Origin of the sequence: Micromonospora sp. NPDC005220, from assembly GCF_040607895.1 — a bacterium.
GTDB lineage: Bacteria > Actinomycetota > Actinomycetes > Mycobacteriales > Micromonosporaceae > Micromonospora.
On sequence record NZ_JBEXHP010000003.1, the window covers coordinates 93,294 to 119,142 of the forward strand.

Annotated in this window: 27 protein-coding genes; 20 read left to right on the plus strand and 7 right to left on the minus strand. The window is 71.1% G+C overall.

What is annotated here, in order from left to right:
* Positions 1–27 precede the first annotated feature (27 nt).
* From ABZU52_RS02375 to ABZU52_RS02385, 3 genes are all read left to right on the plus strand, one after another.
* Positions 28–1,422, plus strand: a complete 1,395-nt coding sequence (locus ABZU52_RS02375; protein WP_354969302.1) for a DUF4331 domain-containing protein — start codon at positions 28–30, stop codon at positions 1,420–1,422.
* Between the two features lie 21 nt (positions 1,423–1,443).
* Positions 1,444–1,773, plus strand: a complete 330-nt coding sequence (locus ABZU52_RS02380) for a phospholipase (RefSeq protein ID WP_354969303.1) — start codon at positions 1,444–1,446, stop codon at positions 1,771–1,773.
* A 458-nt stretch (positions 1,774–2,231) separates the two neighbouring features.
* Positions 2,232–2,489 (plus strand): WhiB family transcriptional regulator, encoded by a 258-nt coding sequence (locus ABZU52_RS02385; protein WP_007455784.1) that lies wholly within the window; start codon positions 2,232–2,234, stop codon positions 2,487–2,489.
* A 61-nt stretch (positions 2,490–2,550) separates the two neighbouring features.
* Here ABZU52_RS02385 and ABZU52_RS02390 read toward each other — a convergent pair whose 3' ends face one another.
* A complete protein-coding gene (locus tag ABZU52_RS02390; RefSeq protein WP_074316962.1) occupies positions 2,551–3,000 on the minus strand; it encodes a metallopeptidase family protein in 450 nt (149 codons plus the stop codon).
* A gap of 153 nt (positions 3,001–3,153) precedes the next feature.
* Between ABZU52_RS02390 and ABZU52_RS02395 the strand changes: the two genes are divergently transcribed.
* Positions 3,154–3,522 carry a DUF3499 domain-containing protein gene (locus ABZU52_RS02395; RefSeq protein WP_354969304.1) on the plus strand — a complete coding sequence of 123 codons (369 nt, stop codon included), beginning with the start codon at positions 3,154–3,156 and terminating at the stop codon, positions 3,520–3,522.
* Between the two features lie 134 nt (positions 3,523–3,656).
* On the opposite strand, the gene ABZU52_RS02400 is transcribed toward ABZU52_RS02395, so the two are convergent.
* Positions 3,657–5,033: an FAD-binding oxidoreductase gene (locus tag ABZU52_RS02400; protein ID WP_354969378.1), complete on the minus strand. Its 1,377-nt coding sequence runs from the start codon at positions 5,031–5,033 to the stop codon at positions 3,657–3,659.
* A gap of 2 nt (positions 5,034–5,035) precedes the next feature.
* Positions 5,036–6,382, minus strand: coding sequence for an aspartate aminotransferase family protein (locus ABZU52_RS02405; RefSeq protein WP_354969305.1), 1,347 nt, complete (start codon positions 6,380–6,382; stop codon positions 5,036–5,038).
* A gap of 608 nt (positions 6,383–6,990) precedes the next feature.
* Between ABZU52_RS02405 and ABZU52_RS02410 the strand changes: the two genes are divergently transcribed.
* Genes ABZU52_RS02410 through ABZU52_RS02420 form a run of 3 tightly spaced genes read left to right on the plus strand, consistent with a single transcriptional unit; the run spans position 6,991 to position 8,130 of the window.
* On the plus strand, positions 6,991–7,761 hold the full coding sequence (locus ABZU52_RS02410; protein ID WP_354969306.1) for a helix-turn-helix transcriptional regulator: 771 nt from the start codon (positions 6,991–6,993) through the stop codon (positions 7,759–7,761).
* Entirely contained in the window at positions 7,752–7,940 is a 189-nt protein-coding gene (locus tag ABZU52_RS02415) for a DUF397 domain-containing protein (RefSeq protein WP_354969307.1), read from the plus strand. Before ABZU52_RS02410 ends, ABZU52_RS02415 begins: the two co-directional genes overlap by 10 nt.
* Before the next feature lies 1 nt (position 7,941).
* On the plus strand, positions 7,942–8,130 hold the full coding sequence (locus ABZU52_RS02420; RefSeq protein WP_354969308.1) for a DUF397 domain-containing protein: 189 nt from the start codon (positions 7,942–7,944) through the stop codon (positions 8,128–8,130).
* 108 nt (positions 8,131–8,238) lie between these two features.
* Here ABZU52_RS02420 and ABZU52_RS02425 read toward each other — a convergent pair whose 3' ends face one another.
* A complete protein-coding gene (locus ABZU52_RS02425; RefSeq protein WP_354969309.1) occupies positions 8,239–8,751 on the minus strand; it encodes an Lrp/AsnC family transcriptional regulator in 513 nt (170 codons plus the stop codon).
* Positions 8,752–8,969: 218 nt separating this feature from the next.
* On the opposite strand from ABZU52_RS02425, the gene ABZU52_RS02430 reads away from it, so the two are divergent.
* The 7 genes from ABZU52_RS02430 to speB all read left to right on the plus strand — a co-directional run bounded on the left by ABZU52_RS02430 (position 8,970) and on the right by speB (position 16,798).
* Entirely contained in the window at positions 8,970–10,154 is a 1,185-nt protein-coding gene (locus tag ABZU52_RS02430; protein WP_354969310.1) for a spermidine/putrescine ABC transporter substrate-binding protein, read from the plus strand.
* The gene (locus ABZU52_RS02435; RefSeq protein WP_354969311.1) at positions 10,154–11,311 is read left to right on the plus strand and encodes an ABC transporter ATP-binding protein; all 1,158 of its coding nucleotides are present in this window, start codon (positions 10,154–10,156) and stop codon (positions 11,309–11,311) included. Before ABZU52_RS02430 ends, ABZU52_RS02435 begins: the two co-directional genes overlap by 1 nt.
* A complete protein-coding gene (locus ABZU52_RS02440) occupies positions 11,308–12,213 on the plus strand; it encodes an ABC transporter permease (RefSeq protein ID WP_354969312.1) in 906 nt (301 codons plus the stop codon). The genes ABZU52_RS02435 and ABZU52_RS02440 overlap by 4 nt, the downstream gene beginning before the upstream one ends.
* Positions 12,210–13,046 carry an ABC transporter permease gene (locus ABZU52_RS02445; protein ID WP_354969313.1) on the plus strand — a complete coding sequence of 279 codons (837 nt, stop codon included), beginning with the start codon at positions 12,210–12,212 and terminating at the stop codon, positions 13,044–13,046. The genes ABZU52_RS02440 and ABZU52_RS02445 overlap by 4 nt, the downstream gene beginning before the upstream one ends.
* A gap of 73 nt (positions 13,047–13,119) precedes the next feature.
* Entirely contained in the window at positions 13,120–14,586 is a 1,467-nt protein-coding gene (locus tag ABZU52_RS02450; protein WP_354969314.1) for an FAD-dependent oxidoreductase, read from the plus strand.
* Positions 14,586–15,788: a saccharopine dehydrogenase C-terminal domain-containing protein gene (locus tag ABZU52_RS02455; RefSeq protein ID WP_354969315.1), complete on the plus strand. Its 1,203-nt coding sequence runs from the start codon at positions 14,586–14,588 to the stop codon at positions 15,786–15,788. Before ABZU52_RS02450 ends, ABZU52_RS02455 begins: the two co-directional genes overlap by 1 nt.
* Complete coding sequence (speB, locus tag ABZU52_RS02460; protein WP_354969316.1) at positions 15,785–16,798, plus strand: agmatinase; 1,014 nt, start codon at positions 15,785–15,787, stop codon at positions 16,796–16,798. The genes ABZU52_RS02455 and speB overlap by 4 nt, the downstream gene beginning before the upstream one ends.
* A gap of 201 nt (positions 16,799–16,999) precedes the next feature.
* Here the strand turns inward: speB and ABZU52_RS02465 are convergent, their stop codons facing one another.
* From ABZU52_RS02465 to ABZU52_RS02475, 3 genes are read right to left on the minus strand one after another with little or no spacing between them, the layout of a single operon-like run.
* A complete protein-coding gene (locus tag ABZU52_RS02465; RefSeq protein ID WP_354969379.1) occupies positions 17,000–17,347 on the minus strand; it encodes a DUF779 domain-containing protein in 348 nt (115 codons plus the stop codon).
* Entirely contained in the window at positions 17,344–18,849 is a 1,506-nt protein-coding gene (adh, locus tag ABZU52_RS02470) for an aldehyde dehydrogenase (RefSeq protein ID WP_354969317.1), read from the minus strand. The genes ABZU52_RS02465 and adh overlap by 4 nt, the downstream gene beginning before the upstream one ends.
* A 48-nt stretch (positions 18,850–18,897) precedes the next feature.
* Complete coding sequence (locus tag ABZU52_RS02475) at positions 18,898–20,175, minus strand: GAF domain-containing protein (protein WP_354969318.1); 1,278 nt, start codon at positions 20,173–20,175, stop codon at positions 18,898–18,900.
* Between the two features lie 238 nt (positions 20,176–20,413).
* On the opposite strand from ABZU52_RS02475, the gene ABZU52_RS02480 reads away from it, so the two are divergent.
* The 6 genes from ABZU52_RS02480 to ABZU52_RS02505 all read left to right on the plus strand — a co-directional run bounded on the left by ABZU52_RS02480 (position 20,414) and on the right by ABZU52_RS02505 (position 25,762).
* On the plus strand, positions 20,414–21,079 hold the full coding sequence (locus tag ABZU52_RS02480; RefSeq protein WP_354969319.1) for a response regulator transcription factor: 666 nt from the start codon (positions 20,414–20,416) through the stop codon (positions 21,077–21,079).
* Positions 21,076–22,140 (plus strand): HAMP domain-containing sensor histidine kinase, encoded by a 1,065-nt coding sequence (locus tag ABZU52_RS02485; RefSeq protein ID WP_354969320.1) that lies wholly within the window; start codon positions 21,076–21,078, stop codon positions 22,138–22,140. Before ABZU52_RS02480 ends, ABZU52_RS02485 begins: the two co-directional genes overlap by 4 nt.
* A 74-nt stretch (positions 22,141–22,214) precedes the next feature.
* Entirely contained in the window at positions 22,215–23,228 is a 1,014-nt protein-coding gene (locus tag ABZU52_RS02490) for a pyridoxal-phosphate dependent enzyme (protein WP_354969321.1), read from the plus strand.
* A complete protein-coding gene (locus ABZU52_RS02495; RefSeq protein WP_354969322.1) occupies positions 23,225–24,355 on the plus strand; it encodes a D-alanine--D-alanine ligase family protein in 1,131 nt (376 codons plus the stop codon). Before ABZU52_RS02490 ends, ABZU52_RS02495 begins: the two co-directional genes overlap by 4 nt.
* Positions 24,356–24,751: 396 nt before the next feature.
* Entirely contained in the window at positions 24,752–25,030 is a 279-nt protein-coding gene (locus ABZU52_RS02500; protein ID WP_354969323.1) for a M15 family metallopeptidase, read from the plus strand.
* Between the two features lie 57 nt (positions 25,031–25,087).
* A complete protein-coding gene (locus tag ABZU52_RS02505) occupies positions 25,088–25,762 on the plus strand; it encodes a hypothetical protein (protein ID WP_354969324.1) in 675 nt (224 codons plus the stop codon).
* The last annotated feature ends 87 nt before the right edge of the window (positions 25,763–25,849 follow it).

Below are 25,849 nucleotides of genomic sequence, written 5' to 3' on the forward strand. Positions count from 1 at the left end.
GTCCCCGCCCAGTGAGGTTGGTCCGTCATGTCTTCCCACCGCGAGGCCCCGGAAATAGCCAAGGATCCGGTCGCCGACAGCTCCGACCTGTACGCGTTCGTCAGCCCCGACAAACGCGACACGGTCACGTTGATCGCCAACTACGTGCCGTTGCAGCTCCCTTCCGGGGGCCCGAACTTTTTCGAGTTCGGCGACGACGTGCGGTACGAGATCCATATCGACAACGACGGTGATGGTCGTCCGGATGTCACCTACCGGTTCGAATTCACCACCGAGATCACCAATCCGAACAGTTTTCTCTACAACACCGGGCCGATCGACTCACTGGACAGCAAGAACTGGAACCGGCGGCAGTTCTACAGCCTGACCCGGGTGGCCGACGGCCGCGAGCACCGGTTGGCGCACAAGCTGCCCTGCCCGCCGTGCAACGTCGGCCCGCTCTCCACCCCCAAGTACGCCGACCTGGTGCGGCAGGCCACCTACTCGCTCTCCACCGGGGAGCGGGTCTTCGCCGGGCAGCGCGCCGACGGGTTCTTCGTCGACCTCGGGGCGATCTTCGACCTCGGCACGCTGCGGCCGTTCCAGCAGCTGCACGTCGCCGGAAAGAAGATCTTCAAGGCCGAGGGCGAGCCGGTCAACGCCACCGACCGGATGAACGTGCACAGCATCGCGGTGCAGGTGCCGCTGGAGCGGGTGCGTCGGCGCGCCAACCGGTACGGTGCCGGCGACCGGGCATCGGTGATCGGGGTGTGGACGTCGGCGTCGCGCCGGCAGGTGCGGGTGCTCGGTGACCGGGGTACGGCGGACACCTCCACCGGCCCGTTCACCCAGGTCTCGCGGCTGGGCAATCCACTGTTCAACGAGGTCATCGTGCCGATGTCCAAGAAGGATCTGTGGAACTCGCTGCCGCCCTCGGAGGACAAGCGGTTCGCCCAGTTCGTCGAGCAGCCGGAGTTGGCCGCGTTGCTGCCGGCGCTCTACCCGGACGTCTTCCCCAACCTGGACAAGCTCACCAAGGCGAAGAAGGCCCGCGCCGACCTGGTGGCGATCCTGCTCACCGGCGTGCCGGCCGGGCTGATCGACGGCTTCACCAACGCCACCGGCGACGTGCAGGCCGACATGCTGCGACTGAACACCGCGATCCCGCCGGCCAAGCGGCCGGACCGGTTCGGGGTGCTCGGTGGCGACCTGGCCGGGTTCCCGAACGGACGACGGGTCGGTGACGACGTGGTCAGCATCGCGTTGCGGGCGATCGCCGGGGTCACCGTCCCGCTGGTGGACAAGACGTTCCGACCGGACGCGGCGGCCGCCGCGGTCACCCCGGGGCTGAGCGCCGCCGACGTGACAGCGCCGTTCCTCGGAAACTTCCCCTACCTGGGTACGCCGTACGACGGGTTCAACAACCCGCCGGCGGCGTCCTGATCGGCGCGGGGGAGCGAGCGGATGCACGAGCACGCGTACGGGCCGTCGGAGACCGGGAGTGTCGTCCTCGATCTGGGCGGTGGCACCGGTGCCCTGATCGTCTACACGGGTCGGGATCTGCACGGCCGGGAGATCGAGATCAGTCGCGGCGATGACCGGCGGGTCCACTCGGCGGTGCGCGAGCGTCGGGTGCGGGACGGCTCGTTCCACAGTGCGGTCTATCCCGATCTGCCGAGCGGGATCTATACCGTCTGGTGGGACGATCGTACGCCTGCCGGCACGATTTCTGTCCATGGTGGAGAGATAGCCGAGTTCGCCTTGCCGAGCAGCGGTTTTGGGGTCGCCGGCTGACCTCGGAGCATCGGTTCTACCGCCGCGCCCTGTCCACAATGTGGACGGGGCGCGAGTGCTGTCCGCAGCTCGACGGGCGGTCTGCGCCGCGTCGCGTTAACCTGTCCCCCACCAAGATCAGCTTAGGGGTGGAGGTCTCTGGTGGCTTCCGGCCGGCGACTCGTCGGGGAAGCGCCACGGCAGAAAAGTTGGGCAACTCGCCGGAGAGGGCGTTACTCGGCCGGGGTCTGAATCGATAGGGCATGTTGCGAGGCTGGGCGGCCCGAGTGGCCGACTGGGGGTGTCGGGAGGGCGACTCCATTATCAAGTTTGGCTTGACGGCGCACGCATTACACGCGTGTAATTTGAATGGGGTTGTTCGCACGGAACGCAACAAAATGGGACCGGACGGACAAGCACGCCTTTCGCGTGGGGGGTTGCAGCGGCGATGACGCCGGTGCGCGACAAGGAGGCATTTGATGGACGGCCAGCTTGAGGTGGCCGACCTGCTCGGAAACGCGCCGGAGTGGCAGGAGCGGGCGTTGTGCTCGCAGACCGACCCCGAGGCGTTCTTTCCCGAGAAGGGCGGCTCGACCCGGGAGGCGAAGCGGATCTGCTCGCGCTGCGAGGTCAAGACCGAGTGCCTCGAATACGCTCTGGGTCACGACGAGCGGTTCGGCATCTGGGGTGGGCTCTCCGAGCGGGAGCGGCGCAAGTTGAAGCGGCGAGCCGCCTGAGCGGTGCAGGGTCGGGGCGGTGGGGGCCGCCCGGCTCAGCCGTCGTACGGGCGCGTACGGCTCAGGCCAGCTCGTCCGGGTCGACCCCGAGCAGGTTCGCCACCTGTTCGATGATCACGTCATGGACGAGATCGGCGAGATCCTCACGGTCCATCGCCCGGAACTCCAGGGGCCGTCGGTACAGCACGATCCGCGGCGGCACCTCCTGCCGACCGGGGCGGCCGGGCAGCAGCCGGGCCAGCGGGACCTCGCCGTCCTCCAGCACATCCGAGTCGTAGACGTTCAGATCCGGCGGGACATCCTCGACCGCGAACTCGACCCCGGCCAGCTCCTTGGCGAACCGACGCTCCAGCGTCTCCACGGTGTCCAGGACCAGGTCGTCGAAGACCTCGGCCTTGGTCCGCGCCAGCGGCACGGTGGCCGGCACCAGCCGCCCGCGCAGGCCGCGCCCGTGCCGGTCGCGGTGCGCCCGCCGGCCGGAGCCGGGGCGGCGGTGTTCCGGGCTCGTCATGAGGCAAAGGGTAGCGCCCGTGTCGGGCTGCCCAGCGGCAGCGCCGCTACCGTGGCGCGGCGCGCCCAGGACGGTCGATTGTGATCACCATGACGGGCGTGTCGCAACGCGAAGCGATGCGCCGGACCCGGTAATGGAGATACCCTGCCGCACGTGAGGTCACCACGGCGCTGCTCCCGTAACGGCTGCCCCCGGCAAGCGGTCGCCACATTGACCTATGTCTACAACGAGTCGACAGCCGTGGTGGGCCCGTTGGCGGCGTTCGCCGAGCCGCACACGTACGACCTGTGTGAGCAGCACGCCCGCAGCCTGACCGCACCGCGGGGCTGGGACGTGGTGCGGCACGAGGGCGAGTTCGAGCCGCCGCCGCCCACCACTGACGACCTGGTCGCGTTGGCCGAAGCGGTCCGCGAAGCCGCCCGCCCGGCCCCCCGCCCCCCGGAGCCGGACCAGACCCGTGCCGAGAACCCCCACCAGACCGGCCGCCGAGGCCACCTCCGAGTAATCCCCCCAAACCACTAACCCCCCAGCCCACCTCCCCCCACCCCCCACCGGGCCCGGCCCCCGCTCAAGCCGGTGATCATGAAGTTGTTGCCGCGACACGCCGTGGCGAGGCGCAACAACTTCATGATCGACGCGGTCGAGCGGAGGGGCGGTCAGTGCCCCAGGAGGCGGGAGAGGGCTTTGGCGCGGTGGGAGGGGCGGTTGGTTCGGATCTCCTTGGCGTCGGCGCTGGTCATGACGCGCAGAGCCGTGTTCATCGCCAGCCAGCGCAGCGGTTCCGGCTCCCAGCGGGGCGAGCTGTGGTTGACCCAGGGCAGGCTGGTCAGCTCGCTGCGCTCGCCGCGGATCAGGTCGGCCAGGGTGCGGCCGGCGAGGTTGCTGGAACCCACCCCGTCCCCGACGTAGCCGCCCGCCCAGGCCAACCCGCTGGCCCGGTCGAATCCGACCGAGGCGGCCCAGTCCCGGGTCACCCCGAGCGGGCCACCCCAGGCGTGGGTCACCGGGACGTCCGGCCCGAGCACCGGGAACAGCTCGCCCAGCGTCCGCCGCAGCGCCGCGAAGACCCGTGGCTCCCGGTCCTGGCCGGGAGAGACCCGGGACCCGAAATGGTACGGAGCGCCGCGCCCGCCGAAGGCCAGCCGACCGTCCGCCGTCCGCTGGCCGTAGATGATCACGTGCCGGTGGTCGGAGAACGTCTCCCGATCCGCCAGGCCGATCCGCTCCCAGGTCTGCGCCGGCAGCGGTTCGGTGGCCACCATCAGTGAGTACACCGGCGCCACCGTGCGTCGCAGGCCGGGCAGCATGGGCGTGTACCCCTCGGTGGCCCGCACCACCACCGACGCCCGCACCGTCCCCGACGCGGTGACCGCCGCGCCGGACCGGATCGCGGTCACCGTGGTCTGCTCGTGGATCCGCACCCCGAGTCGCTCCACCGCCCGCGCCAGACCACGCACCAGCTTCGCCGGGTGCACGACCGCGCAGTGCGGGGTGTACGTCCCACCGCGTACCCCCTCGGCGCCGCACCGGGCCGCGGCCTCGTCGGCGTCGAGGAGCGCCAGGTGGTCCGCGCCGAAGCCGAACGCGCGGGCCTCGTCCACGGCGGCCCGGGCCCGGACGAGCTGCGGGCCGGTGCGGGCGAGCGTGACGGTGCCGCCGTCGGCCCAGTCGCAGTCGATGCCCTCGGCCGCGACCACCCTGCCCACCGCACGGACGGTGTCGTGCAGTGCCCGCTGCATGGCGACAGCCGCGTCGCGGCCGTGCCGGCGGGCCAGCCCGGTCAGTGACGTGGGAAAGAGCGCCGAGCACCAGCCGCCGTTGCGCCCGGACGCCCCGTACCCCGCGATCTCCCGCTCCAGGACGACGACCCGCAGCGTCGGATCGGCCTGGGCCAGGTGGTACGCCGTCCACAGCCCGGTGTAGCCGGCGCCCACGATCACCACGTCGGCGTCCGTGTCGCCGGGCAGCGCCGGCCGCGGCGTGAGCGGCTCGTCCAGGCTGGACAGCCAGTACGACAGATTCTCGTAGCCCATGGTCAGAGCCGCGACCACGCCTCGGTCAGCACCGTGCGGAGGATCTGCTCGATCTCGTCGAAGTGCTGCTGCTCGGCGATCAGCGGCGGGGCGAGCTGGATGACGGGGTCGCCCCGGTCGTCGGCCCGGCAGTAGAGACCGGCCTGGAACAGCGCGGTCGACAGGAAGCCGCGCAGCAGCCGCTCCGACTCGGCCTCGTCGAACGTCTCCCGGGTCGTCTTGTCCTTGACCAGCTCGATGCCGTAGAAGTAGCCGTCGCCCCGCACGTCGCCGACGATCGGCAGGTCGTGCAGCTTCTCCAGGGTGGCGCGGAACGCGTCCTCGTTGGCCCGTACGTGCCCGACGAGGTCCTCGCGGGCGAAGACCTCCAGGTTGGCCAGGGCCACCGCGCAGGAGACAGGGTGGCCGCCGAACGTCACCCCGTGGGCGAACATGCCCGTCTCGGTGAGGAACGGCTCCATCAGCCGGTCGCTGGCGATCATCGCGCCGAGTGGCGCGTACCCCGAGGTGATGCCCTTGGCGGTGGTGATGATGTCGGGCTGGTAGCCGTAGCGCACGGCGCCGAAGTATTCGCCGAGCCGACCCCAGGAACAGATCACCTCGTCGGAGACGAGCAGCACGTCGTACGCGTCGCAGATCTCGCGGACGCGCTCGAAGTAGCCGGGCGGGGGTGGGAAGCAGCCGCCGGAGTTCTGCACGGGCTCCAGGAAGACCGCGGCGACAGTGTCCGGCCCCTCGCGCTCGATGGCCCGGCCGATCTCTTCGGCGGCCCAGCGGCCGAACGCCTCGGCGTCGTCGCCGTGCTCGGGCGCTCGGTAGAAGTTGGTGTTCGGCACCTTGATCCCACCGGGCACCAGCGGCTCGAAGTCGCTCTTGATGCCGGGCAGGCCGGTGATCGACAACGCGCCCATCGAGGTGCCGTGGTAGGCGATGTAGCGGCTGACCACCTTGTGCTTGTTGGGCTGACCGGTGCGCTTGAAGTAGGCCCGGGCCAGCTTCCACGCGGCCTCGACGGCCTCCGAGCCGCCGGTGGTGAAGAAGACCCGGTTGAGGTCGCCCGGGGTGAGCGAGGCGATCTTCTCGGCCAGCTCGACCGCCTTCGGGTGCGCGTACGACCACAGCGGGAAGTACGCCAGCTCACCGGCCTGCTTGGCGGCGGCCTCGGCCAGCTCGGTGCGGCCGTGACCGGCGTTGACCACGAACAGCCCGGCGAGCCCGTCGAGGTAGCGGCGGCCCTGCGCGTCCCAGATGTACGCGCCCTCGCCGCGCACGATGGTCGGCACCTCGCCGGCGGAGTAGCTCGCCATCCGGGTGAAGTGCATCCAGAGGTGGTCGGTGGCGTTGGCCATGTCAGCCCCATCGGTCGTCGGGCCGGTCAAAGGGGTGAAGCCGGCCGCTCTGCAACGGTTATCGCACAGTCTCGGGCTCTTAGGCAAGTGGTATCAGTGGCGTGATGGGCTGACCGCGACGGAATCAGCGAGCGGTGGCACGCTCGGCAACGGATTTCGCAACGCTGCGTGGCCTGCTCGTATGGGGTGCCAGCCCTGTCGAGCTGCCCCAGATGTGGGGCACCCGCCTGGCCTGCGCCGGCGTTCGCCCGCGCCTCAGGGTTGATCCACTCCGGATCGCCGATGTGGTGGCATCGGGGCGTGGTTGATACCCCGATTTCGGCGACGTCGAGTGGATCATCGGCAGGGCCGGTGCGAGGTGGGTGTCGGGACGCTGGTGGGACACCCCGGGGGCGCTCGGGGGGCGTCCTGAACGCACGCCAACACGTTCCACCACAACACGCCGGTAGGCCGGAGACATCGACACTCACCGTGGCTATCGTGCGGCGCAGCGTGCACCGAGCGGGGCGGCGCTCTGGACCGCGCGGTGCGGCGCAGCGTGCATGACGCGGATCGGCGCTCCGTACCGAGCGGAGTTGTGGTGTGTGCCGGCGGGCGGGAGGATCCGAATGGCGAACGAGGCGTTGCGGGTGGCGATGGCCGAAGCGGGGGAGACGGTCGAGTCGCTGGCCGAGAAGGTCCGCGTCGACCCCAAGACGGCGGCGAGGTGGCTCGCCGCGGGGCGCATACCGCACCCGCGTACCCGGATCGCGGTGGCCGAGGTCCTACGCCGGGACGCGGCCGACCTCTGGCCGGAGCCGTTCCGCCGCCGCGATCTGCCCTGGTTCCGGCCGTGGGCCGAGCTGGAACAGGACGCGACCGGCATTCGGTGGTACGAGCCGCTGCTCGTGCCGGGCCTGCTCCAGACCGAGGGGTACGCCCGCGCGGTCCTGAGCACCGGCGGGCTGGTCCCGCCCACCGAAGTGGACCAGATCGTGGCGAGCCGCGTCGACCGGCAGGCGGTCCTCTGCCGCGATTCCCCACCCCAGCTCGTGGCGGTAATCGACGAGGTGGTGTTGCGCCGCCCGGTCGGCGACGGCTCGATGATGGCTGGGCAACTCCGGCACCTCGCCGCGGCGGCGGAGTGGGAGCACGTGCAGGTCCGGGTCATCCCCACCGAGAGTCCGTGGCACACCGGCCTGGCCGGACCGTTCATTCTGGGACGCCTGTCCGACGGGACGGAATTGGCGTATCTCGACAACCAGCTCCGCGGTCAGATCGTGACCAATCCTCTCGACGTCGCTAGCCTGGGACGCAGATGGGAGAGCGTCACCGGTGAGGCGCTGCCCCGACGCCAGTCGATCGAGCTGATCAGGGAAGTGGCCACGACATGGACATGACCGACGCGCGCTGGCGCACCTCGACCCGCAGCAGCAACAACGGCGGTGCCTGCGTCGAGGTGGCCGACAACCTGCCCGGTCGGGTGCTGGTGCGCGACAGCAAGGACCGCGACGGTGGCACCCTGACCTTCGCCCCGACCAGTTGGCGTTCCTTCGTCGAGCAGTTGCGGCAGGCGTGACATGACCGACGCCCGTTGGCGCACCGCTACCCGCAGCAGCAACAACGGCGGAAACTGCGTCGAGGTGGCCGACAACCTGCCCGGTCGAGTGCTGGTGCGGGACAGCAAGGACCGCGACGGTGGCACCCTGACCTTCGCCCCGACCGCCTGGACGTCGTTCGTCGACGCAGTCCGGGCAACGGCACGCTGACCCACTCGGGATCACGGAAACCGGGGTATCAGGACCACCCGGACACCCCGACTTCCTGAAAGCCGAGTCGATCAAGCCCCGAGTCGATCAAGCGCCATCAAAAGCGCGTCAGGCCGTACCCCAGGTGTAGGTCTGCTTGCGGAGTTTGAGGTAGACGAACGCTTCGGTGGCGAGCACGCCGGGCACCGCGCGCAGTCGTTGCAGGATCTCCAGCAGGTGGTCGTCGTTGCGGCAGACCACCTCGGTGAGCAGGTCGAACGACCCGGCGGTGATGACCACGTAGTCGACCTCGTCCAGCTCGGCCAGCCGGTCGGCCACCGCCTCCAGGTCGCCGTCGGTACGCAGCCCGATCATCGCCTGGCGGGGGAAGCCGAGCTGGAGCGGATCGGTCACCGCGACGATCTGCATGACGCCCGAGTCGAGGAGCCGCTGGACCCGCTGGCGGACCGCCGCCTCGGAGAGGCCGACGGCTTTGCCGATCGTCGCGTACGGCCGTCGGCCGTCCTCCTGGAGCTGTTCGATGATCTGCTTGGCCACGTCGTCCAGCAGAGCGTGACTGGCACCTTCACGTACAGCGACGCGTCGACCGCCGTTGCCGTTGTCATGCTGCCGGTTCGTCATCGTGCGCTCCCCGTGTCCTGAATCGTGATGTCGTGCGTGTGTCCCCGCGCAGTCTGGCGTATTTCGTCGTGCATCGCTAACCCCGCAACGGAATCCCTTGTGAGAGAGGGTCTCTCATGTCAGGATCAGTCGTCCCTGGTACTTGAGCCTCCCGACATTCCCGCCGGCGCGCGCCTCCCCCGTCCCGCCCGCCGACGATGACCCGACTAGGAGTCGTCATGCGTACTCCCCTCCGGCCCCTCTCCCGGCGTGGACTGCTCACCGGCACTCTCGGTTCGGCCGCCCTGCTCACCATGGGCGGCAGCCTTGCCGGCTGCGGCACCAAGGGCGCGCAACAGACCGAGGCCGGCTGCGTCAGCGAAGATCTCTCCGGCACCGAGAAGAAACTTGCCTTCTCCAACTGGCCGCAGTACATGGACGTGGATGAGAAGGACGAGTCCAAGCGGCCGAGCCTGGACGAGTTCATCACGAAGACCGGCATCCAGGTCACCTACACCGAGGACATCAACGACAACAACGAGTTCTTCGGCAAGGTGCAGAACCAGCTCGCCGCCTGCCAGAGCACCAACCGGGACATCATCGTGCTGACCGACTGGATGGCGGCCCGGATGATCCGGCTCGGCTGGATCCAGAAGCTCGACCCGGCGAAGATTCCGAACGTCCAGGCCAACCTGCTTCCGTCGCTGATCAACCGCCCCTTCGACAGCGAAAACCGGATCTCCATCCCGTGGCAGTCCGGCCTCGCCGGACTGGCGTACAACGGCAACGTCACGAAGGAACTGCGCACTGTCGACGAACTGCTCACCCGCCCCGACCTCAAGGGCAAGGTGACCGCGCTCAGCGAGATGCGCGACACCATGGGCCTGCTGCTCGGGTCGAACGGGCACGATCCGGCGAACTTCACCGCCGCCCAGTTCGACGACGCCCTCAACAAGCTCAAGAAGGCCGTCGACTCCGGGCAGATCCGCAAGTTCACCGGCAACGACTACGCACCCGACCTGGCCAAGGGCGACATCGCCGCGTGCATCGGCTGGTCCGGGGACGTCATCCAGCTCTCCAGCGAGAACGAAAAGGTGCGGTTCGTCGCCCCGGACTCCGGCGTGATGCTGTTCAGCGACAACATGATGGTCCCGAACAAGGCCACCCACAAGGCCAACGCCGAAGCGCTGATCAACTACTACTACGAGCCGGCGGCCGCGGCGAAGCTCGCCGCGTACGTCAACTACATCTGTCCGGTCAAGGGCGCCCAGGCCGAGATGGAGAAGATCGACCCCGAGCTGGCCGCCAACCCGCTGATCTTCCCCGACGAAACGCTGCTCTCGAGGTCCAAGGTGTTCATGGCCCTGGACGAGAAGCAGGAGAAGGAGTACGAGGGCAAGTTCCAGCAGGTCATCGGGGCGTGATGACGATGACACGCGAGACACCCGCCGGCGATCTGCGCCTGGCCGACCTCACCAAGCGGTTCGGCGTCTTCACCGCCGTCGACGACCTCAGCCTGACGATCCCGCAGGGCTCGTTCTTCGCGCTGCTCGGCGCGTCCGGCTGCGGCAAGACCACCACCCTGCGGATGATCGCCGGGCTGGAGGAGCCGACAAGCGGCCAGGTGCTGCTCGGCGACACCGACATCGCCCGGCTGCGACCGTACAAGCGGCCGGTCAACACCGTCTTCCAGAGCTACGCGCTCTTTCCGCACCTCACCATCTTCGAGAACGTGGCCTTCGGGCTGCGCCGACGCGGCATCCGCTCGGTCGACGACCAGGTCCGGCGGATGCTGTCGCTGGTGCAGCTCGACGGCTACGGCAGCCGCCGCCCCGCCCAGCTCTCCGGCGGTCAGCAGCAGCGGGTCGCGCTGGCCCGCGCACTGATCAACCAGCCGCAGGTGCTGCTGCTCGACGAGCCGCTCGGCGCTCTCGACCTGAAGCTGCGCCGGCAGATGCAGATCGAGCTGAAGCGCATCCAGACCGAGGTCGGCATCACCTTCGTGCACGTCACCCACGACCAGGAGGAGGCCATGACCATGGCCGACACCGTCGCGGTGATGAACGCCGGCCGGATCGAGCAGCAGGGCGCCCCGGCCGACCTCTACGAGTTCCCGGCCACCGCGTTCGTGGCGAACTTCCTCGGCCAGTCCAACCTGCTCGCCGGCGAGGCCGCCGGAACGAGCGGCGGCGAGGTGGCGGTGACGGCGCACGGCGCGCGCTTCTCGGTGCCCGCCGGCCGGTCGCGCGTCGACCGGGGTCCGGTCCACCTGGGGGTACGCCCGGAGAAGCTGCATCTGGTCGGCTCCGCCGACCAGGTCCCCCAAGGACACCAACTGGTCACCGGGGTGGTCACCGACGCCTCCTACGTGGGGGTCAGCACGCAGTATCTGCTGCGCACCGGTTGGGGCACCGAGTTGTCGGTCTTCGCGGCGAACAACGGCGCGGAGGCGCGGGTGCCGGTGGGCAGCGAGGCCGTGGCGTACTGGGATCCGCGCCACGCGTTCCTGCTGGCCCGCGACGCCGCCGACACCGACCGGACCACGCCGGTGCTCGACGAGCCGGTGGGCGCGTCGTCATGACCCTCCTGGCCCCCACCAAACCGGGGCAGCTGCCGCCGCCACCGGCCGCCCGGTCCGTGCGGTTCCGGCTCCTGCCGTACCTGTTGCTGCTGCCCGGCGCGGTCTGGCTGCTGGTGTTCTTCGGCGTGCCGCTGCTGCAACTGGCCGCGGCGAGCCTCTACGACCCCAGCGGATCGCTCTCCACCGGGTACGCGATGACGTGGGCGTTCGGCAACTATCCGGACGTCGTGCAGGCGTACTGGCCGCAGCTGCTGCGCTCGTTCGGCTACGCCGGGCTGGCCCTGGTGCTGGCGCTGCTGCTCGGCTACCCGCTGGCGTACGCCATCGCGCAGAAGGCCGGCCGGTGGAAGAACCTGCTGCTGGTGTGCGTGGTCGCGCCGATGTTCACCAGCTTCCTGGTCCGCACGCTGGCCTGGAAGACGATCCTGTCGGACAACGGCGCACTGGTCGGTCTGCTGCGCGACGTGCACCTGCTCGCGCCGGACGGCCGGCTGCTGGCCACGCCGTTCGCTGTGGTGCTCGGCCTGACGTACAACTTCCTGCCGTTTCTGGTGCTGCCGCTGTACGCGAGCCTGGAGCGGCTGGACCCCCGGCTGTTGGAGGCGGCGAGCGACCTGTACGCGAGCGGCGTCCAGGCGTTCCGCCGGGTGACCCTGCCGTTGTCCATGCCCGGCCTGGTCGCCGGCACGCTGCTGTTCTTCATCCCGGCCAGCGGCGACTACATCAACGCCGAACTGCTCGGCACCCCGAACGAATACATGATCGGCAACGTCATCGACTCGGCGTTCCTGGTCCGGCTGGATTACCCGCAGGGCGCAGCGCTGTCGTTCCTGCTGATGGCGGCGATCCTCGCGGTGGTCTTCGGCTACCTGCGCAGGGCCGGCACGGAGGAGGTGCTGTGAGGGTTTCCCGCTGGCTGGCCGACCGCTGGGTGATGATCGTGGCGCTGCTGGTGCTCGGCTACCTGTCGCTGCCGATCCTGGTGGTGGCCGGGCTGTCGTTCAACCGGCCGTCGAGCCGCCTGTCGTACGACTTCAACGAGTTCACCCTGGACAACTGGCGGCAGCCCTGCGCCACCTCCGACATGTGCGACGCGGTCGTGCGCAGCGTGCAGATCGGTTTCATCGCCACGGTGGTCGCCACCGTGCTCGGCACCCTGATGGCGTTCGCGCTGGTCCGGCACCGCTTCCGCGGCCGGTCCGGCATCAACGTGCTGATCTTCCTGCCGATGGCCACACCGGAGCTGGTGATGGGCACGTCGCTGCTGGCCCTGTTCGTCTCGGCCGGGGTGCCGCAGGGCTTCTGGACCATCGTCATCGCGCACGTGATGTTCTGCGTGTCGTTCGTGGTGGTGACGGTCAAGGCGCGGCTCGCCGGAATGGACCGGCGGCTGGAGGAGGCCGCCATGGACCTCTACGCCAACGAGTGGCAGACCTTCCGGCGGATCACCCTGCCGCTGGTGCTGCCCGGCATCGTGTCCGCCGCGCTGCTGGCGTTCTCGTTGAGCTTCGACGACTTCATCATCACGAACTTCAACGCCGGCACGACCGTCACGTTCCCCATGTACGTCTGGGGCGCTGCCCAGCGGGGCATCCCGCCGCAGGTCAACGTCATCGGCACCGCGATGTTCGCCATCGCGCTGCTGCTGGTCGGGCTCAGCTCGCTGCGCGGGCGGCGTGCTCGCCGCGCGAACCTGCTGGCCGGGGCGACACCGCAGGCGCGGCGGCCGTCATGACCGCGGGCCGGCGCGCTGATCGGGATGGCTGCCCTGCCGACGGCCAACCGCCCTGGGCGCGAGGGCGGCCGTCGTGACGCCCGCGCACGTCGGCCGGGCGCTGGCCGACGCGGCGCCCGTGCCGTACTGGCTCGACCGCAAGGAGCGGCCCGACCCGCTGCCGCCGCTCACCGGCGCGCAGACCGCCGACCTGCTGGTGATCGGCGGCGGGTACGGCGGGCTCTGGGCCGCCCTGGAGGCCAAGCGCGCCGAGCCGGACCGTGACGTGCTGCTCGTCGACGCCGGCACCTGCGGGTGGGCCGCCTCCGGGCGCAACGGCGGGTTTTGTGCCGCCTCGCTCACCCACGGCCTGGCCAACGGCGTCGACCGGTTTCCCGGCGAGATCGGCGAGCTGGAACGCCTCGGCCGCGCCAACCTGGACGCGATCGCCGCCACCGTCGCGGAGTTCGACATCGACTGCGACTTCGAGCGCACCGGCGAACTGGCCGTCGCCGTCGAGCCGTACCAGCTCGACGGGTTGGCCGCCGACGCCGAGCTGGCCCGCCGGTACGGCCACCGGGTGCGGCTGCTCGACACCGACGAGGTGCGTGCCGAGGTGAACTCGCCGACGTACCTGGGTGGCATGGTCGACGCCGACCGGGTGGCCATGGTGGACCCGGCGAAGCTGGCCTGGGGGCTGCGCCGCGCCTGCCTCGACCTCGGCGTACGCGTGCACGAGCACACCCGGGTCACCGGGCTGCGCGCCGACCGGGCCGCGTTGCACGCCAGCACCCTGGGCACCGATCCCGCCACCCACCCGGCCGACCCTGGCCGGGCCGACACCCGGGCCGCCGGCCGCCCCGGCTCGGTACGCGCCCGCCGGGTCGTGCTGGCCACCAACGCGTTCCCGCCACTGCTGCGCCGGCTGCGCGCGTACGTGGTGCCCGTCTACGACCACGTGCTGATGACCGAGCCGCTCAGCCCGGCGCAGCGCGACGCGATCGGCTGGCGCCACCGGCAGGGGCTGGCCGACACCGGCAACCAATTCCACTACTACCGGATCACCCGCGACGGGCGGATCCTCTTCGGCGGCTACGACGCCGTCTACCACTACGGCAACCGGGTCGCCCCGAAGCTGGAGCAACGCCCGGCCACCTTCACCGCCCTCGCCAACCACTTCTTCACCACGTTCCCGCAGCTCGCCGACGTGCGCTTCAGTCACCGCTGGGGCGGCGTCATCGACACCTGCACCCGGTTCTGCCCGTTCTACGGGACCGCGTTCGGCGGTCGACTGGCGTACGCGGCCGGCTACACCGGCCTCGGCGTCGGCGCCACCCGCTTCTCGGCCCGGGTGCTGCTCGACCTGCTGGCCGGCGGGGACACCCCGCTGACCCGGCTCGATCTGGTCCGCCGCAAGCCCCTGCCGTTCCCGCCGGAACCCGTCCGCGCGGTCGGCATCAATCTCACCCGCCGGTCGATGGCCCGCGCCGATGCGCATGAGGGCCGTCGCGACCTGTGGCTCCGTACTCTCGATCGTCTTGGTTTGGGGTTTGATTCCTGATGCGTGTCCTGCTCGTCGGCGCCGGTGGCGTCGGCTCCGCCGCCGTAGCCATCGCCGCCCGACGCTCCTTCTTCGAGACGATGGTGGTCGCCGACCATGACCCGGACCGCGCCGCCCGCGCGGTGGCCGGGCACGGCGACCGCTTCGTCGCCGCCCAGGTGGACGCCTCCTCGGCCGACGCGGTCACCGCGCTGTGCCGGGAGCACCGGATCACCCACGTGCTCAACGCCGTCGACCCGCGCTTCGTCATGCCCATCTTCGACGGCGCGTTCGCGGCCGGCGCGGACTACCTCGACATGGCCATGTCGCTGTCCCACCCGCATCCGTCCCGCCCCTACGCCGAGACCGGAGTGAAGCTCGGCGACGACCAGTTCGCCGTCGCCGACCGGTGGGCGGCGGCCGGCCGGCTCGCGCTCGGCGGCATCGGCATCGAGCCCGGCCTGTCCGACATCTTCGCCCGCTACGCCGCCGACGAGCTGTTCAGCGAGATCGACGAGATCGGCGTCCGGGACGGGGCGAACCTGACCGTCGACGGCTACGACTTCGCGCCCTCGTTCTCCATCTGGACCACGATCGAGGAGTGCCTCAACCCGCCCGTGGTCTGGGAGGCCGACCGCGGCTGGTACACGACCGAGCCGTTCAGTGAGCCGGAGGTCTTCGACTTCCCGGAGGGAATCGGGCCGGTCGAGTGCGTCAACGTAGAGCACGAGGAGGTGCTGCTCATCCCGCGCTGGGTCAAGGCCCGCCGGGTCACCTTCAAGTACGGCCTCGGCGACGAGTTCATCGACGTGCTGAAGACGCTGCACAAGCTCGGACTGGACTCGACGACGCCGGTCAGCGTGCGCGGCGTCCAGGTGTCGCCGCGGGACGTGGTCGCGGCCTGCCTGCCCGACCCGGCCACCCTCGGCGAGCGGATGCGCGGCAAGACCTGCGCCGGCACCTGGGTGCGTGGCCTGGGCCCGGACGGGCAGCCCCGGGAGGTCTACCTCTACCACGTGGTCGACAACGAGTGGTCAATGCGCGAGTACGGCCACCAGGCGGTCGTCTGGCAGACCGCGGTCAACCCGGTGGTGGCGCTGGAACTGCTCGCCACCGGCGCGTGGTCCGGCGTCGGCGTGCTCGGGCCGGAGGCCCTACCCCCGACGCCCTTCCTCGACCTGCTGACCAGCTACGGCTCGCCCTGGGGGATGGAGGAGCGATGAGCCGCTACGGCGCCATGTACGGCCCGGACGTCACCTTCCTCGGGGTGGACCGGTGCGCGCTCGACGACCCGTCGTCGTACGCGGACGCCGACGTCGTCATCGTCGGCGCGCCCTTCGACGGCGGCACCTCGCACCGGCCCGGCACACGGTTCGGGCCGTCGGCGATCCGTCAGGCCTGCTACCTGCCCCACGACGGCTCCCGCCCGTCCCTCGCGCTGCGCGTCGACGCGCTGCGCGACCTTCGGGTGTACGACGCCGGCGACGTCGAGATGTTCTCCGGCGACATCGAACGGTCACTGGCCGCGCTGGAGTCGGCGGTGTACGCCGTGTCGTCCTCCGGCGCCATCCCGATCGTGCTCGGCGGGGACCACTCCATCGCGCTGCCGGACGCGACCGGCGTCGCCCGCCAACACGGACATGGTCGGGTGTCGCTCGTGCACTTCGACGCGCACGCCGACACCGGTGAGATCGAGTTCGGCTCGCTGCACGGGCACGGGCAGCCGATGCGCCGCCTCATCGAATCCGGTGCCGTACGCGGCGACCGGTTCCTCCAGATCGGGCTGCGCGGCTACTGGCCCGGCCCGGACATCCTGTCCTGGATGGCGCAGCAGCACATGCGCTCGTACGAGATGACCGAGCTGGTCGCCCGCGGGCTCGACACCTGCCTCACCGAGGCGTTCGAGATCGCCGTCGACGAGTGCGAGGGGGTCTTCCTCTCCGTCGACGTGGACGTTGTCGACCCTGGGATGGCCCCCGGCACCGGCACCCCCGAACCGGGCGGCCTGACCTCCCGGCAACTGCTCGACGCGGTCCGCCGGGTCTGCTACGAGCTGCCGGTGGTCGGAGTGGACGTGGTCGAGGTCGCCCCGCCGTACGACCACGCCGACATCACCGCCTACCTGGGCAACCGGGTGGTCCTGGAAGCACTGTCAGCGATAGCCCGCCGCCGCCGCGACGTCGTGGGCGGGCCACCGTGGAACCCCCACCAACCCCTCCTGGATGCCCGCTAAACCCGCCCCGCCCCCGTGCCCCGCGCCCCGCGCCCCGCGCCCCCCTGAACGGCGTCGATCATGCAGTTGTGGTGCCTGACAAAAGGTGCATTCAAGTGTCATCCGCCCACCACAACTCCTTGATCGACGCGGCGGGTGGGGGCGGGGCGGGGGCGGCGGGCGGCGGGCGGGCGGGAGGGTGGGGTGGGGTGGGGCTCGGGTTCAGGGGGCTAGGTGGGAGCGGATGAGGAAGCGGACGCCTTCGGGGGCCTCCAGGGAGAAGCCGCTGCCTCGGCCGGGGACCACGTCGACGGTCAGCGTGGTGTGTTTCCACAACTCCCACTGGGACGTCGACATCCAGAACTCGACCGGCTCAGCCACCCCGTCGACGGCGAGGGAGGCGAGCAGCACGTCGGACGCGCCGGTGCGGAACTCGCCCGCCGGGAAGCACATCGGAGCGCTGCCGTCGCAGCAGCCACCGGACTGGTGGAACATCAGCGGCCCGTGCCGCCCCCGCAGCGACCGGATCAACTCGGCCGCGGCGGGGGTGACGGAGACGACCGGCATCAGAAGAAGCCGAGCTTCTTGGTGGAGTAGCTGACCAGCAGATTCTTCGTCTGCTGGTAGTGCTCCAGCATCATCTTGTGGTTCTCCCGACCGATGCCGGACTGCTTGTACCCGCCGAACGCGGCGTGCGCCGGGTACGCGTGGTAGCAGTTGGTCCACACCCGCCCGGCCTGGATGGCCCGCCCGGCCCGGTACGCGGTGTTCATGTCCCGGCTCCACACCCCCGCGCCCAGCCCGTACAGGGTGTCGTTGGCGATCTTCACGGCGTCGTCGAGGTCGGCGAAGGAGGTCACCGAGACCACCGGCCCGAAGATCTCCTCCTGGAAGATCCGCATCGAGTTGTCGCCCTCGAAGATTGTCGGCTCGACGTAGTACCCGCCGGACAACTCGCCGCCCAGATCCGCGCGCGAGCCGCCGGTGAGCACCCGGGCGCCCTCTTTGCGGCCGATGTCGAGATAGGACAGGATCTTCTCCAACTGGTCGTTGGATGCCTGCGCCCCGATCATCGTGTCGGTGTCCAGGGGGTGTCCGGCGACGATCGCCTTCGTGCGGTCCACCGCCGCGGCGAGGAAGTCCGAGTAGTGGCCCTGCTGGATCAGCGCCCGGGACGGGCAGGTGCAGACCTCGCCCTGGTTGAGCGCGAACATGGTGAAGCCTTCCAGCGCCTTGTCCAGGAAGTCATCCGCAGCAAGACTGACGTCGTCGAAGAAGATGTTCGGGCTCTTGCCGCCCAACTCCAGGGTGACCGGCTTGATGTTCTCACTGGCGTACTGCATGATCAGCCGCCCGGTGGTGGTCTCACCGGTGAAGGCCACCTTCGCGACCCGGGCCGAGGACGCCAGCGGTTTACCGGCCTCCACACCGAAGCCGTTGACGATGTTCAGCACTCCGGGCGGCAGCAGGTCCGCCACCAGCGACAACCAGTAGTGGATCGACGCCGGTGTCTGCTCGGCCGGCTTGAGCACCACGGCGTTGCCGGCGGCCAGCGCGGGTGCGAGCTTCCAGGTGGCCATCAGGATCGGGAAATTCCACGGGATGATCTGCCCGACCACGCCGAGTGGTTCGTGGAAGTGGTACGCCACGGTGTCGTCGTCGATTTCGCCGAGGGAGCCCTCCTGGGCCCGGATCGCCCCGGCGAAGTACCGGAAGTGGTCGATGGCGAGCGGGATGTCGGCAGCGAGGGTCTCCCGGACCGGCTTGCCGTTCTCCCAGCTCTCGGCCACGGCCAGGGATTCCAGGTTCTCCTGCATCCGGTCGGCGATCCGGTTGAGGATCAGCGCCCGTTCGGCCACCGAGGTGCGCCCCCAGGCGTCGGCGGCGCCGTGTGCGGCGTCGAGGGCCTTCTCCACGTCGGGTGCGGTGCCCCGGGCGACCTCGGTGAAGGTCTGCCCGGTGACCGGCGTCGGGTTCTCGAAGTAGGCGCCGCCGTGCGGCTTGACGTACTCGCCGCCGATGTAGTGGTCGTAACGGGACTGCCAGTGGGTGGGCGCGTCGTAGCGCGTCATGGTTACCTCCGCCGTCGTTGTGCGGGTGTGCCGACGGCGACGGTAGTTTCAGCGACGTTGCAGCCACGTTGCGCGCGCGAGGTCGTACTCCCCGGCGAGCTGGTCGATGCGCGCGAGGGCGAGGGGCCGACGCGGCGCGCCCGCCGGCAGGGCCTGCGCCAGGGCCTGCCAGGCGGCCAGGTCGTCGGCGCCGGCCGGCGTCGCGGTCCAGGCCGCGAGCAGCGCCGGGTCGCCGGCGGCCAGCACCGCCGCGCGGAGCTGGCCGTCGATCAGCCGGCGCAGTCGCGTCACTCCCGGCGCGTCCGACCCGGGCAGCAACGACCCGGTGTACGCGTCGAGGGCGCCCGCCGGATCGCCCTGGTCCAACCGGTCGGCGACGGTGGTGAAGTCGGCGTGGACGGCCCTGCGCAGCCGGTACGGGCGGGAGTCGAGCAACTCCGGGCCGAGCACCCGGCGTAACCGGGACAGTTCGGCGCGCAGTGTGACCGGGCGAATCCGGTCGTCGCCGTACAGGTCGAGGCCGAGCTGTTCGCCGGTGCGCCCCTCAGGGTGCTGGATCAGCAGCACCAGCAGTTCGCTGTGCCGTCGGCCGAGCCGGATTCGTCTGCCGTCGAACCGCAGCTCCGCCTCGTCCCGGCCGAGCGAGGTCACGGTGGCGACGCCGGGCTCCGGCGGTCGGTCGGCAGCGAGCTGCGCCTCGGCGGCCCGGGCGGTGGCCCGGACCAGCGCCAGGCTCTGCGGGTTGGCCAGGTGGTCCCCGCCGGTGATGTCGATCGCGCCGAGCAGCCGCCCGGTGACGGGGTCGTGGATGGGCGCGGCGGCGCAGGTCCACCGCTGGACCTGGCGACGGAAGTGCTCGGTGGCGAAGATCTGCACGCTGTGGTCGACGGCCAGCGCGGTGCCGGGCGCGTTGGTGCCGGCGTGCGTCTCGTCCCAACGGGCGCCGGGCACGAAGTTCATCCGTTCGGCGTGCCGGAGCACACCTGGATGCCCCTCGACCCAGAGCAGCCGCCCGTGGGCGTCGCAGACCGCCATCAGGTGCGCCCCGTCCTGGGCGATGCCGCCGAGCAGGTCCCGGAACAGCGGCAGCACCCGGGCCAGTGGGTGGACCGCCCGGTACGCGGCCAGCGCGTCGTCGGCCAGGTCGACCGGCGGGGTGGCCTCGGGGTCGAGCCGTGCCGAACGTTCCCAGGAGCGCCGGACCACCTCCCGCACCCGGTGTGGTGCCGCCCCGGCGGTCAGGAAGGCTTCGTGAGCGGCGCCGACCTGCGCGATCCGTTCTGCCGGATCGACGCCGAACTCCAGGGCGAGCCACGGGTCAGCCATCGGGCGACCTCCTCGGCCCCCATCGTGACGCAGCACACCCCTGAGCGCCAACCGTCACCGTCGTCGGGGACGGACGGCGCGGATGACGTAGGCGGGGTACGAAGTCGACATCCTCTGGCTTGCGGTGGTTTGCCCGCTGGACACTCCCGTGGAGGATGGCTGCGGCGGGTGCTTACAGAACCCTTAACCCGGGCCTGCGACGGTATGCCGGGCAAGCCGAAATCGGGGGAGCGGAAACGTGCGGGTGCTGGTGGCGGATGACGAGCGGTTGTTGGCGGACACGGTGGCCGAAGGGCTGCGCCGCCTCTCGATGGCCGTCGACGTCTGCTACGACGGTGACGGTGCGCTGGAGCGGGTCGGGGTGAACCGGTACGACGTCGCGGTGCTGGACCGGGACATGCCGGGGCACACCGGCGACGAGGTGTGCCGCAGCATCGCCACCTCCCAGGTCGGCACGCGGGTGCTGCTGCTCACCGCGGCGGCCGGCATCCGGGACCGGGTGGAGGGTCTGGGCCTCGGCGCGGACGACTACCTGACCAAACCGTTCGCCTTCGCCGAGCTGGTGGCCCGGGTGCAGGCCCTCGGCCGACGGTCCACGCCGGCGCTGCCACCGGTGCTGGCCCGGGGCGGCCTGGCGTTGGACGTAGGCCGACACCTGGCCACCCGGGACGGCCGCCCGCTCGCGTTGAGCCCGAAGGAGTTCGCGGTGCTGCACGTGCTGTTGCGCGCGGACGGTCAGGTGGTCAGCGCCGAGGAGCTGCTGGAGCAGGCCTGGGACGAGTTCGCCGACCCGTTCACCAACGCCGTACGGGTCACCGTGATGACCCTGCGCAAGAAGCTCGGCGATCCCGCGATCATCCACACCGTTCCGAAGGTCGGCTATTGCATCGGCGGGACGGCGTGAGCTGGACGCCCCGACGTCGGGTGCTGCTGGTGAGCCTGCTGGCGCTGCTGGCCGGGCCGGTGCTGCCGGCGATCGGCAAGTGGCTGGCCGGGGTGACCTGGACCTGGGGGCAGCAGTTCTGTGATCTGCCCATCCCCGGGTTGTCGACGGTCTGCGGCAACGTGCGCCCGGGGGCGTTCGTGCTGCCCCTGGTGGCCGTCCTGCTCGTGACAGTGGCCGCCCTGGTGGGGCTCTGGTTCGCCGCGGTGTGGTGTCTGCGCCCGGTCGCCGACCTGGCCGGGCCGATCGGGCACCTCGGCCCGCAGAACCTCGGTCACCGGATCCGGCCCCGGGGGCGCGACGAGTTGGCCCGGTTGTCCCGGGCGATCGACGAGATGATGGAACGCGTCTCCGCCGGGTACGAGGGGCAGCGACGGTTCGCCGCGAACGCCTCGCACGAGCTGCGGACGCCGCTGGCGGTGCAGCGGACGCTCATCGAGGTCGGCATGGCCAGGGCGCTCACCGGCGAGCAGTTGGAGTTGTTGACCGGCCAGCTGCTGGAGACCAACGAACGCAACGAACGCCTGATCGAGGGTCTGCTCGCGCTCAGCGAGAGTGACCAGGGCCTCCGTTCGCGGATACCGCAGCGGTTGGACACGATCGTGGAGGCGGTGCTGGCCGGGTACCTGGACCGGGCCCGGGACGCCGGGGTCACCGTGGAGACCCATCTCGAACCCCGGGTCGTCGTCGGCGAGCGGGTGCTGCTGGAGCGCCTGGTCACCAACCTGGTGGAGAACGGGATCAAGTACAACCGGCCGGGCGGCTCGCTGACCGTCCTGGTGGGCGGCGTGCCCGCGCTGTCAGTGGTGAACACCGGCCAGCCCGTGCCGGCCGAGGCGGTGGCCGGGCTGTTCGAGCCGTTCCGCCGGCTCGCCCGGGACCGGACCTCGCAGGGCGGCGGGGCCGGTCTGGGCCTGGCCATCGCCCGCTCGATCACGCAGGCGCACGACGGCATCATCGCGGCCCGACCCGCCGAGTACGGCGGCCTGCGGGTCGACGTCCAGCTACCCACCGTGACCTGACACTTCCACCCACCGTCCCCGGGGTCCACGTACCGCTGGATCCCGCCTGTGGTGTGCCCGAAAAAGGAGAGACGATGACACGCAGCGTTGGTCAGGTCCGGGCCGATGTCGAGGAGGCCAGCCGCTGGCTCGCCGGCCGGGTGGTCCGCACACCCGTGCTGCGGTCCCCGGTGATCGACGAGCTTGCCGGGGCGCGGGTCCTGCTCAAGGCCGAGAACCTCCAGAACGGCGGCTCCTACAAGATGCGGGGCGCGCTGCGCGCGGTTGGCCGCCTCGCCGCGGCCGGCCACAGCGGGGTGATCGCGCAGAGCACCGGCAACCATGCGGTGGCGGTGGCGCTGGCCGCCCGGCAGCACGGGCTCGCCGCGACAGTGGTGCTGCCGCTCGACGCGGCACCGACGAAGGTCGACCGGGCGCACGCGGCGGGGGCGCGGGTGGTGTTCGCCGGCACCGGAGTCGAGGAGCGGGTGACGGTGGCCGACGCACTCAGCGACGAGAGCGGCCACCCCGTCGTCGACGCGTACGACCATCCGGACGTGATCGCCGGGCAGGGCACGGCCAGCCTGGAGCTGATCGAGGAGGCCGAGCGGGCGGGGACGCCGTTGGACGCGCTTGTCGTACCGGTCGGTGGTGGTGGCGGGGTGGCCGGCGCGTTCCTGGCCGCCGCCGGCTCCGGCATCGAGGTGTACGGCGTGGAGCCGGTGGGCTGCGACTCGCTCGCCCGCAGCCTGGCGGCAGGTGTTCGGGTACCGGTCGCGCCGGCGCCCACCATCGCGGACGGGCTGCGGCCGTCCTGCGTCGGTGAGCTGCCGTTCGCCATCGTGCGGAACACGCTGCGCGGGGTGGTCCGGGTCGACGACGACGAGATCGCGGCGGCGTTCCGGCTGATCCTGACCGAGCTCAAGGTGCTCGCCGAGCCGTCCGGGGCGGCCGGCCTGGCCGGCGCTCTCCGGCTTCCGTCGGAGCGGGACCGGCAGCGGACGGTCGGCGTGGTGCTGACCGGCGGAAACGTGGAGGCGGCGCTGGTGGCCCGGTTGATGGCCCCGCGATCCGCCGACCTGGCGACTGGGAAAGGGGCGGCGGCGTGAGCGCGCCAGTTCGGATCGGAATTCTGTTTGGTGGACCGTCGGCGGAGCACGAGGTCTCCTGTGCGTCCGCGCTCGGGGTGGCCCGTGCGCTGGCCGGCGGTGGATACCGCACGGTCGCCATCGGGGTGACCCGCAGCGGCGGTCTTCGGCTGATGCCCGACGCGCTGCTGGCCGAGTTGCGGGACCGGCCGGCCGGCGAGCGGGCCATCGACGACCACCTGGTGGTGACCGGGCCGGCCGTCGAGTTGCGGGCCGGTCCGCGTCCGGGCGTCGTGCAGGTGTTCGCCGGTAACGCCCCCGGCGCGGTGCACGCCGAGCTGGACGTTGTCTTCCCGGTCCTGCACGGCCCGTACGGCGAGGACGGTGTGGTGCAGGGGCTGCTGGAGTCGCTGAACGTGCCGTACGTCGGGTGCGGCGTCCTCGCCTCGGCGGTCGGCATGAACAAGGTGGCGATGAAGCGGGCGCTGCGCGCCGAGGGCATCCCGGTCACCCCGTACGTGTCGTTCGACGCGCACACCTACCGGGCGGTCGACGACCCGGAGAAGCTGGTGACCGGGCTGGCCCGGCCACTCTTCGTCAAGCCGGCCAGCATGGGTTCGTCGATCGGCATCTCCCGGGTCGGTGAGGGTGACGACCTGGCCGCCGCCGTGCGGGAGGCGCTTCGCCACGACCAGCTCGTCATTGTCGAGCAGGAGGTCGCCGGTCGGGAGTTGGAGTGCGCGGTGCTCGGCGGCTGGCGTCCCGAGGCGTCGGCGGTGGGTGAGGTGCAGGTCGCCGGCGGCCTGTTCGACTACCAGCAGAAGTACTTCGGCGACGCCGACCCGATGATCGTCCCCGCCGTGCTGCCGGACGAGGTGACCGCGCGGGTCCGCGAGCTGTCGCTGCGCGCGTTCGCCGCGATCGGCGGCTGGGGGCTGGCCCGGGTCGACTTCTTCTACGACGAGACGGTCGGTGAGCTGTACGTCAACGAGCTGAACACCATGCCCGGCTTCACCGCGCACTCGATGTACCCGAAGGTGTGGGCCGCCGCCGGGGTCAGCTACCGGGAGGTGGTGGACCGACTCGTCGAGCTGGCCCGGGTCCGGCACGCGGAACGGCCCACGAGCACGGCGGGGAAGGTCGGATGATCCTGCTCTCCGATCCCCGGGTGGCGGCCGTGCCCAGCGCCGACGACGGCGACCCGTTGGTGGACCTGCGTGAGCTGCCGGAGCTGCGGCTCGACGGCCGGGCCGCCGACCCGGCCGGGGCGTACGCCCTGCTGCGCGGTGGTGTGGTGGACCGCCTGCTGGCCGCGCAGCGTGCCCTGCCCGCGGGGATGCGCCTGCTGGTGGTCGAGGGCTACCGGCCGTTACGGGCGCAGCTGGCCATCTTCACCGGCTACCGGGACGAGCTGCGCCGACGGCACCCGGACTGGTCGCCGCAGCGGCTGCACCGGGAGACCACGAAGTTCGTCTCACCGGTCGAGGTGGCCCCGCACAGCACGGGCGGCGCGGTGGACCTGACGCTCTGCACCGGCGACGGGTGTGGAGCTGGACCTGGGCACGGCCATCGACGCCACCCCGGAGGAGAGCGCCGACGCCTGCTTCACCGACGCGCCGGGGATCGGCGGCACCGCCCGTCGGCACCGGCAGATCCTGGTGGACGCCCTCGGCGGCGCGGGGATGGTGAACTACCCGACCGAGTGGTGGCACTGGTCGTACGGCGACCGTTACTGGGCGCTGATCACCGGGGCGGCGCACACCAGGTACGGGCCGGTGGACCTGGCCACCGCACGATCGATACCCGTGCCGGCTGAACGGTAGAAGGCTCCGGTCCGTACCAGGGGGCGAAGGACACCACCGAGGACGGGAGTGACGGCGATGAGGGTGCAGCGCAGGCACGTGCTGGCGGCGGGTGTGGCGGTGCTCGCCGCGGTCGGCGTGTCGGTGGGGACCAGCTTCGGGTTCGCCGACACGGCCCCGGCCCGCTCGTCGGTCTGCTCCGGCTCGGTGACCTTCTCGGCAGAGGGCGGGGCTCCGGCGGCGACCAGCGACCGGTTCCCGGTGGGCACCCGGCTGCGGGTGACCAACCTGGACAACAACCGGGCGGCCACGGTGACGGTGACCGGCCCGTCGGGCAGTTGTGTGCTGCTCAACGCGGCGGCCATGGAGCTGGTCCGGGAGCCGGGCAAGAACGTGATCCGCCGCAACGTGGTGGAACGCGTCGACGGTGCCGCGCCGCCCGTCGGCGCTCCGGCCCCCGGCACGGTCCGCCCCGGCGTCGCGTCGCCCGGCGCGCCCGGCCCGGCGCCGCGTTCGGCGTGCTCGGGGGCGATCACCTTCTTCGAGGAGGCGGCCGGGCCGGCGGCGACCAGCGGGCAGTTCCCGGTCGGTACCCGGCTGCGGGTGACCAACCTGGACAACAACCGGGCCACCACGGTCACTGTCACCGGCCCGTCGGGCAGCTGTGTGCTGCTCAACTCCGCCGCCATGGAGCAGATCCGCGAGCCCGGCAAGAACCTGGTGCGCCGCAACACTGTCGAGGTGCTGCGCTGACAGCGGCGGAGGGGCCCCAGCACCCGGCCCCGCCGCCCCACAACACACAGCCGAAGGCCGCCTCGTGCAGGTCCGCCCCCCCGTGGA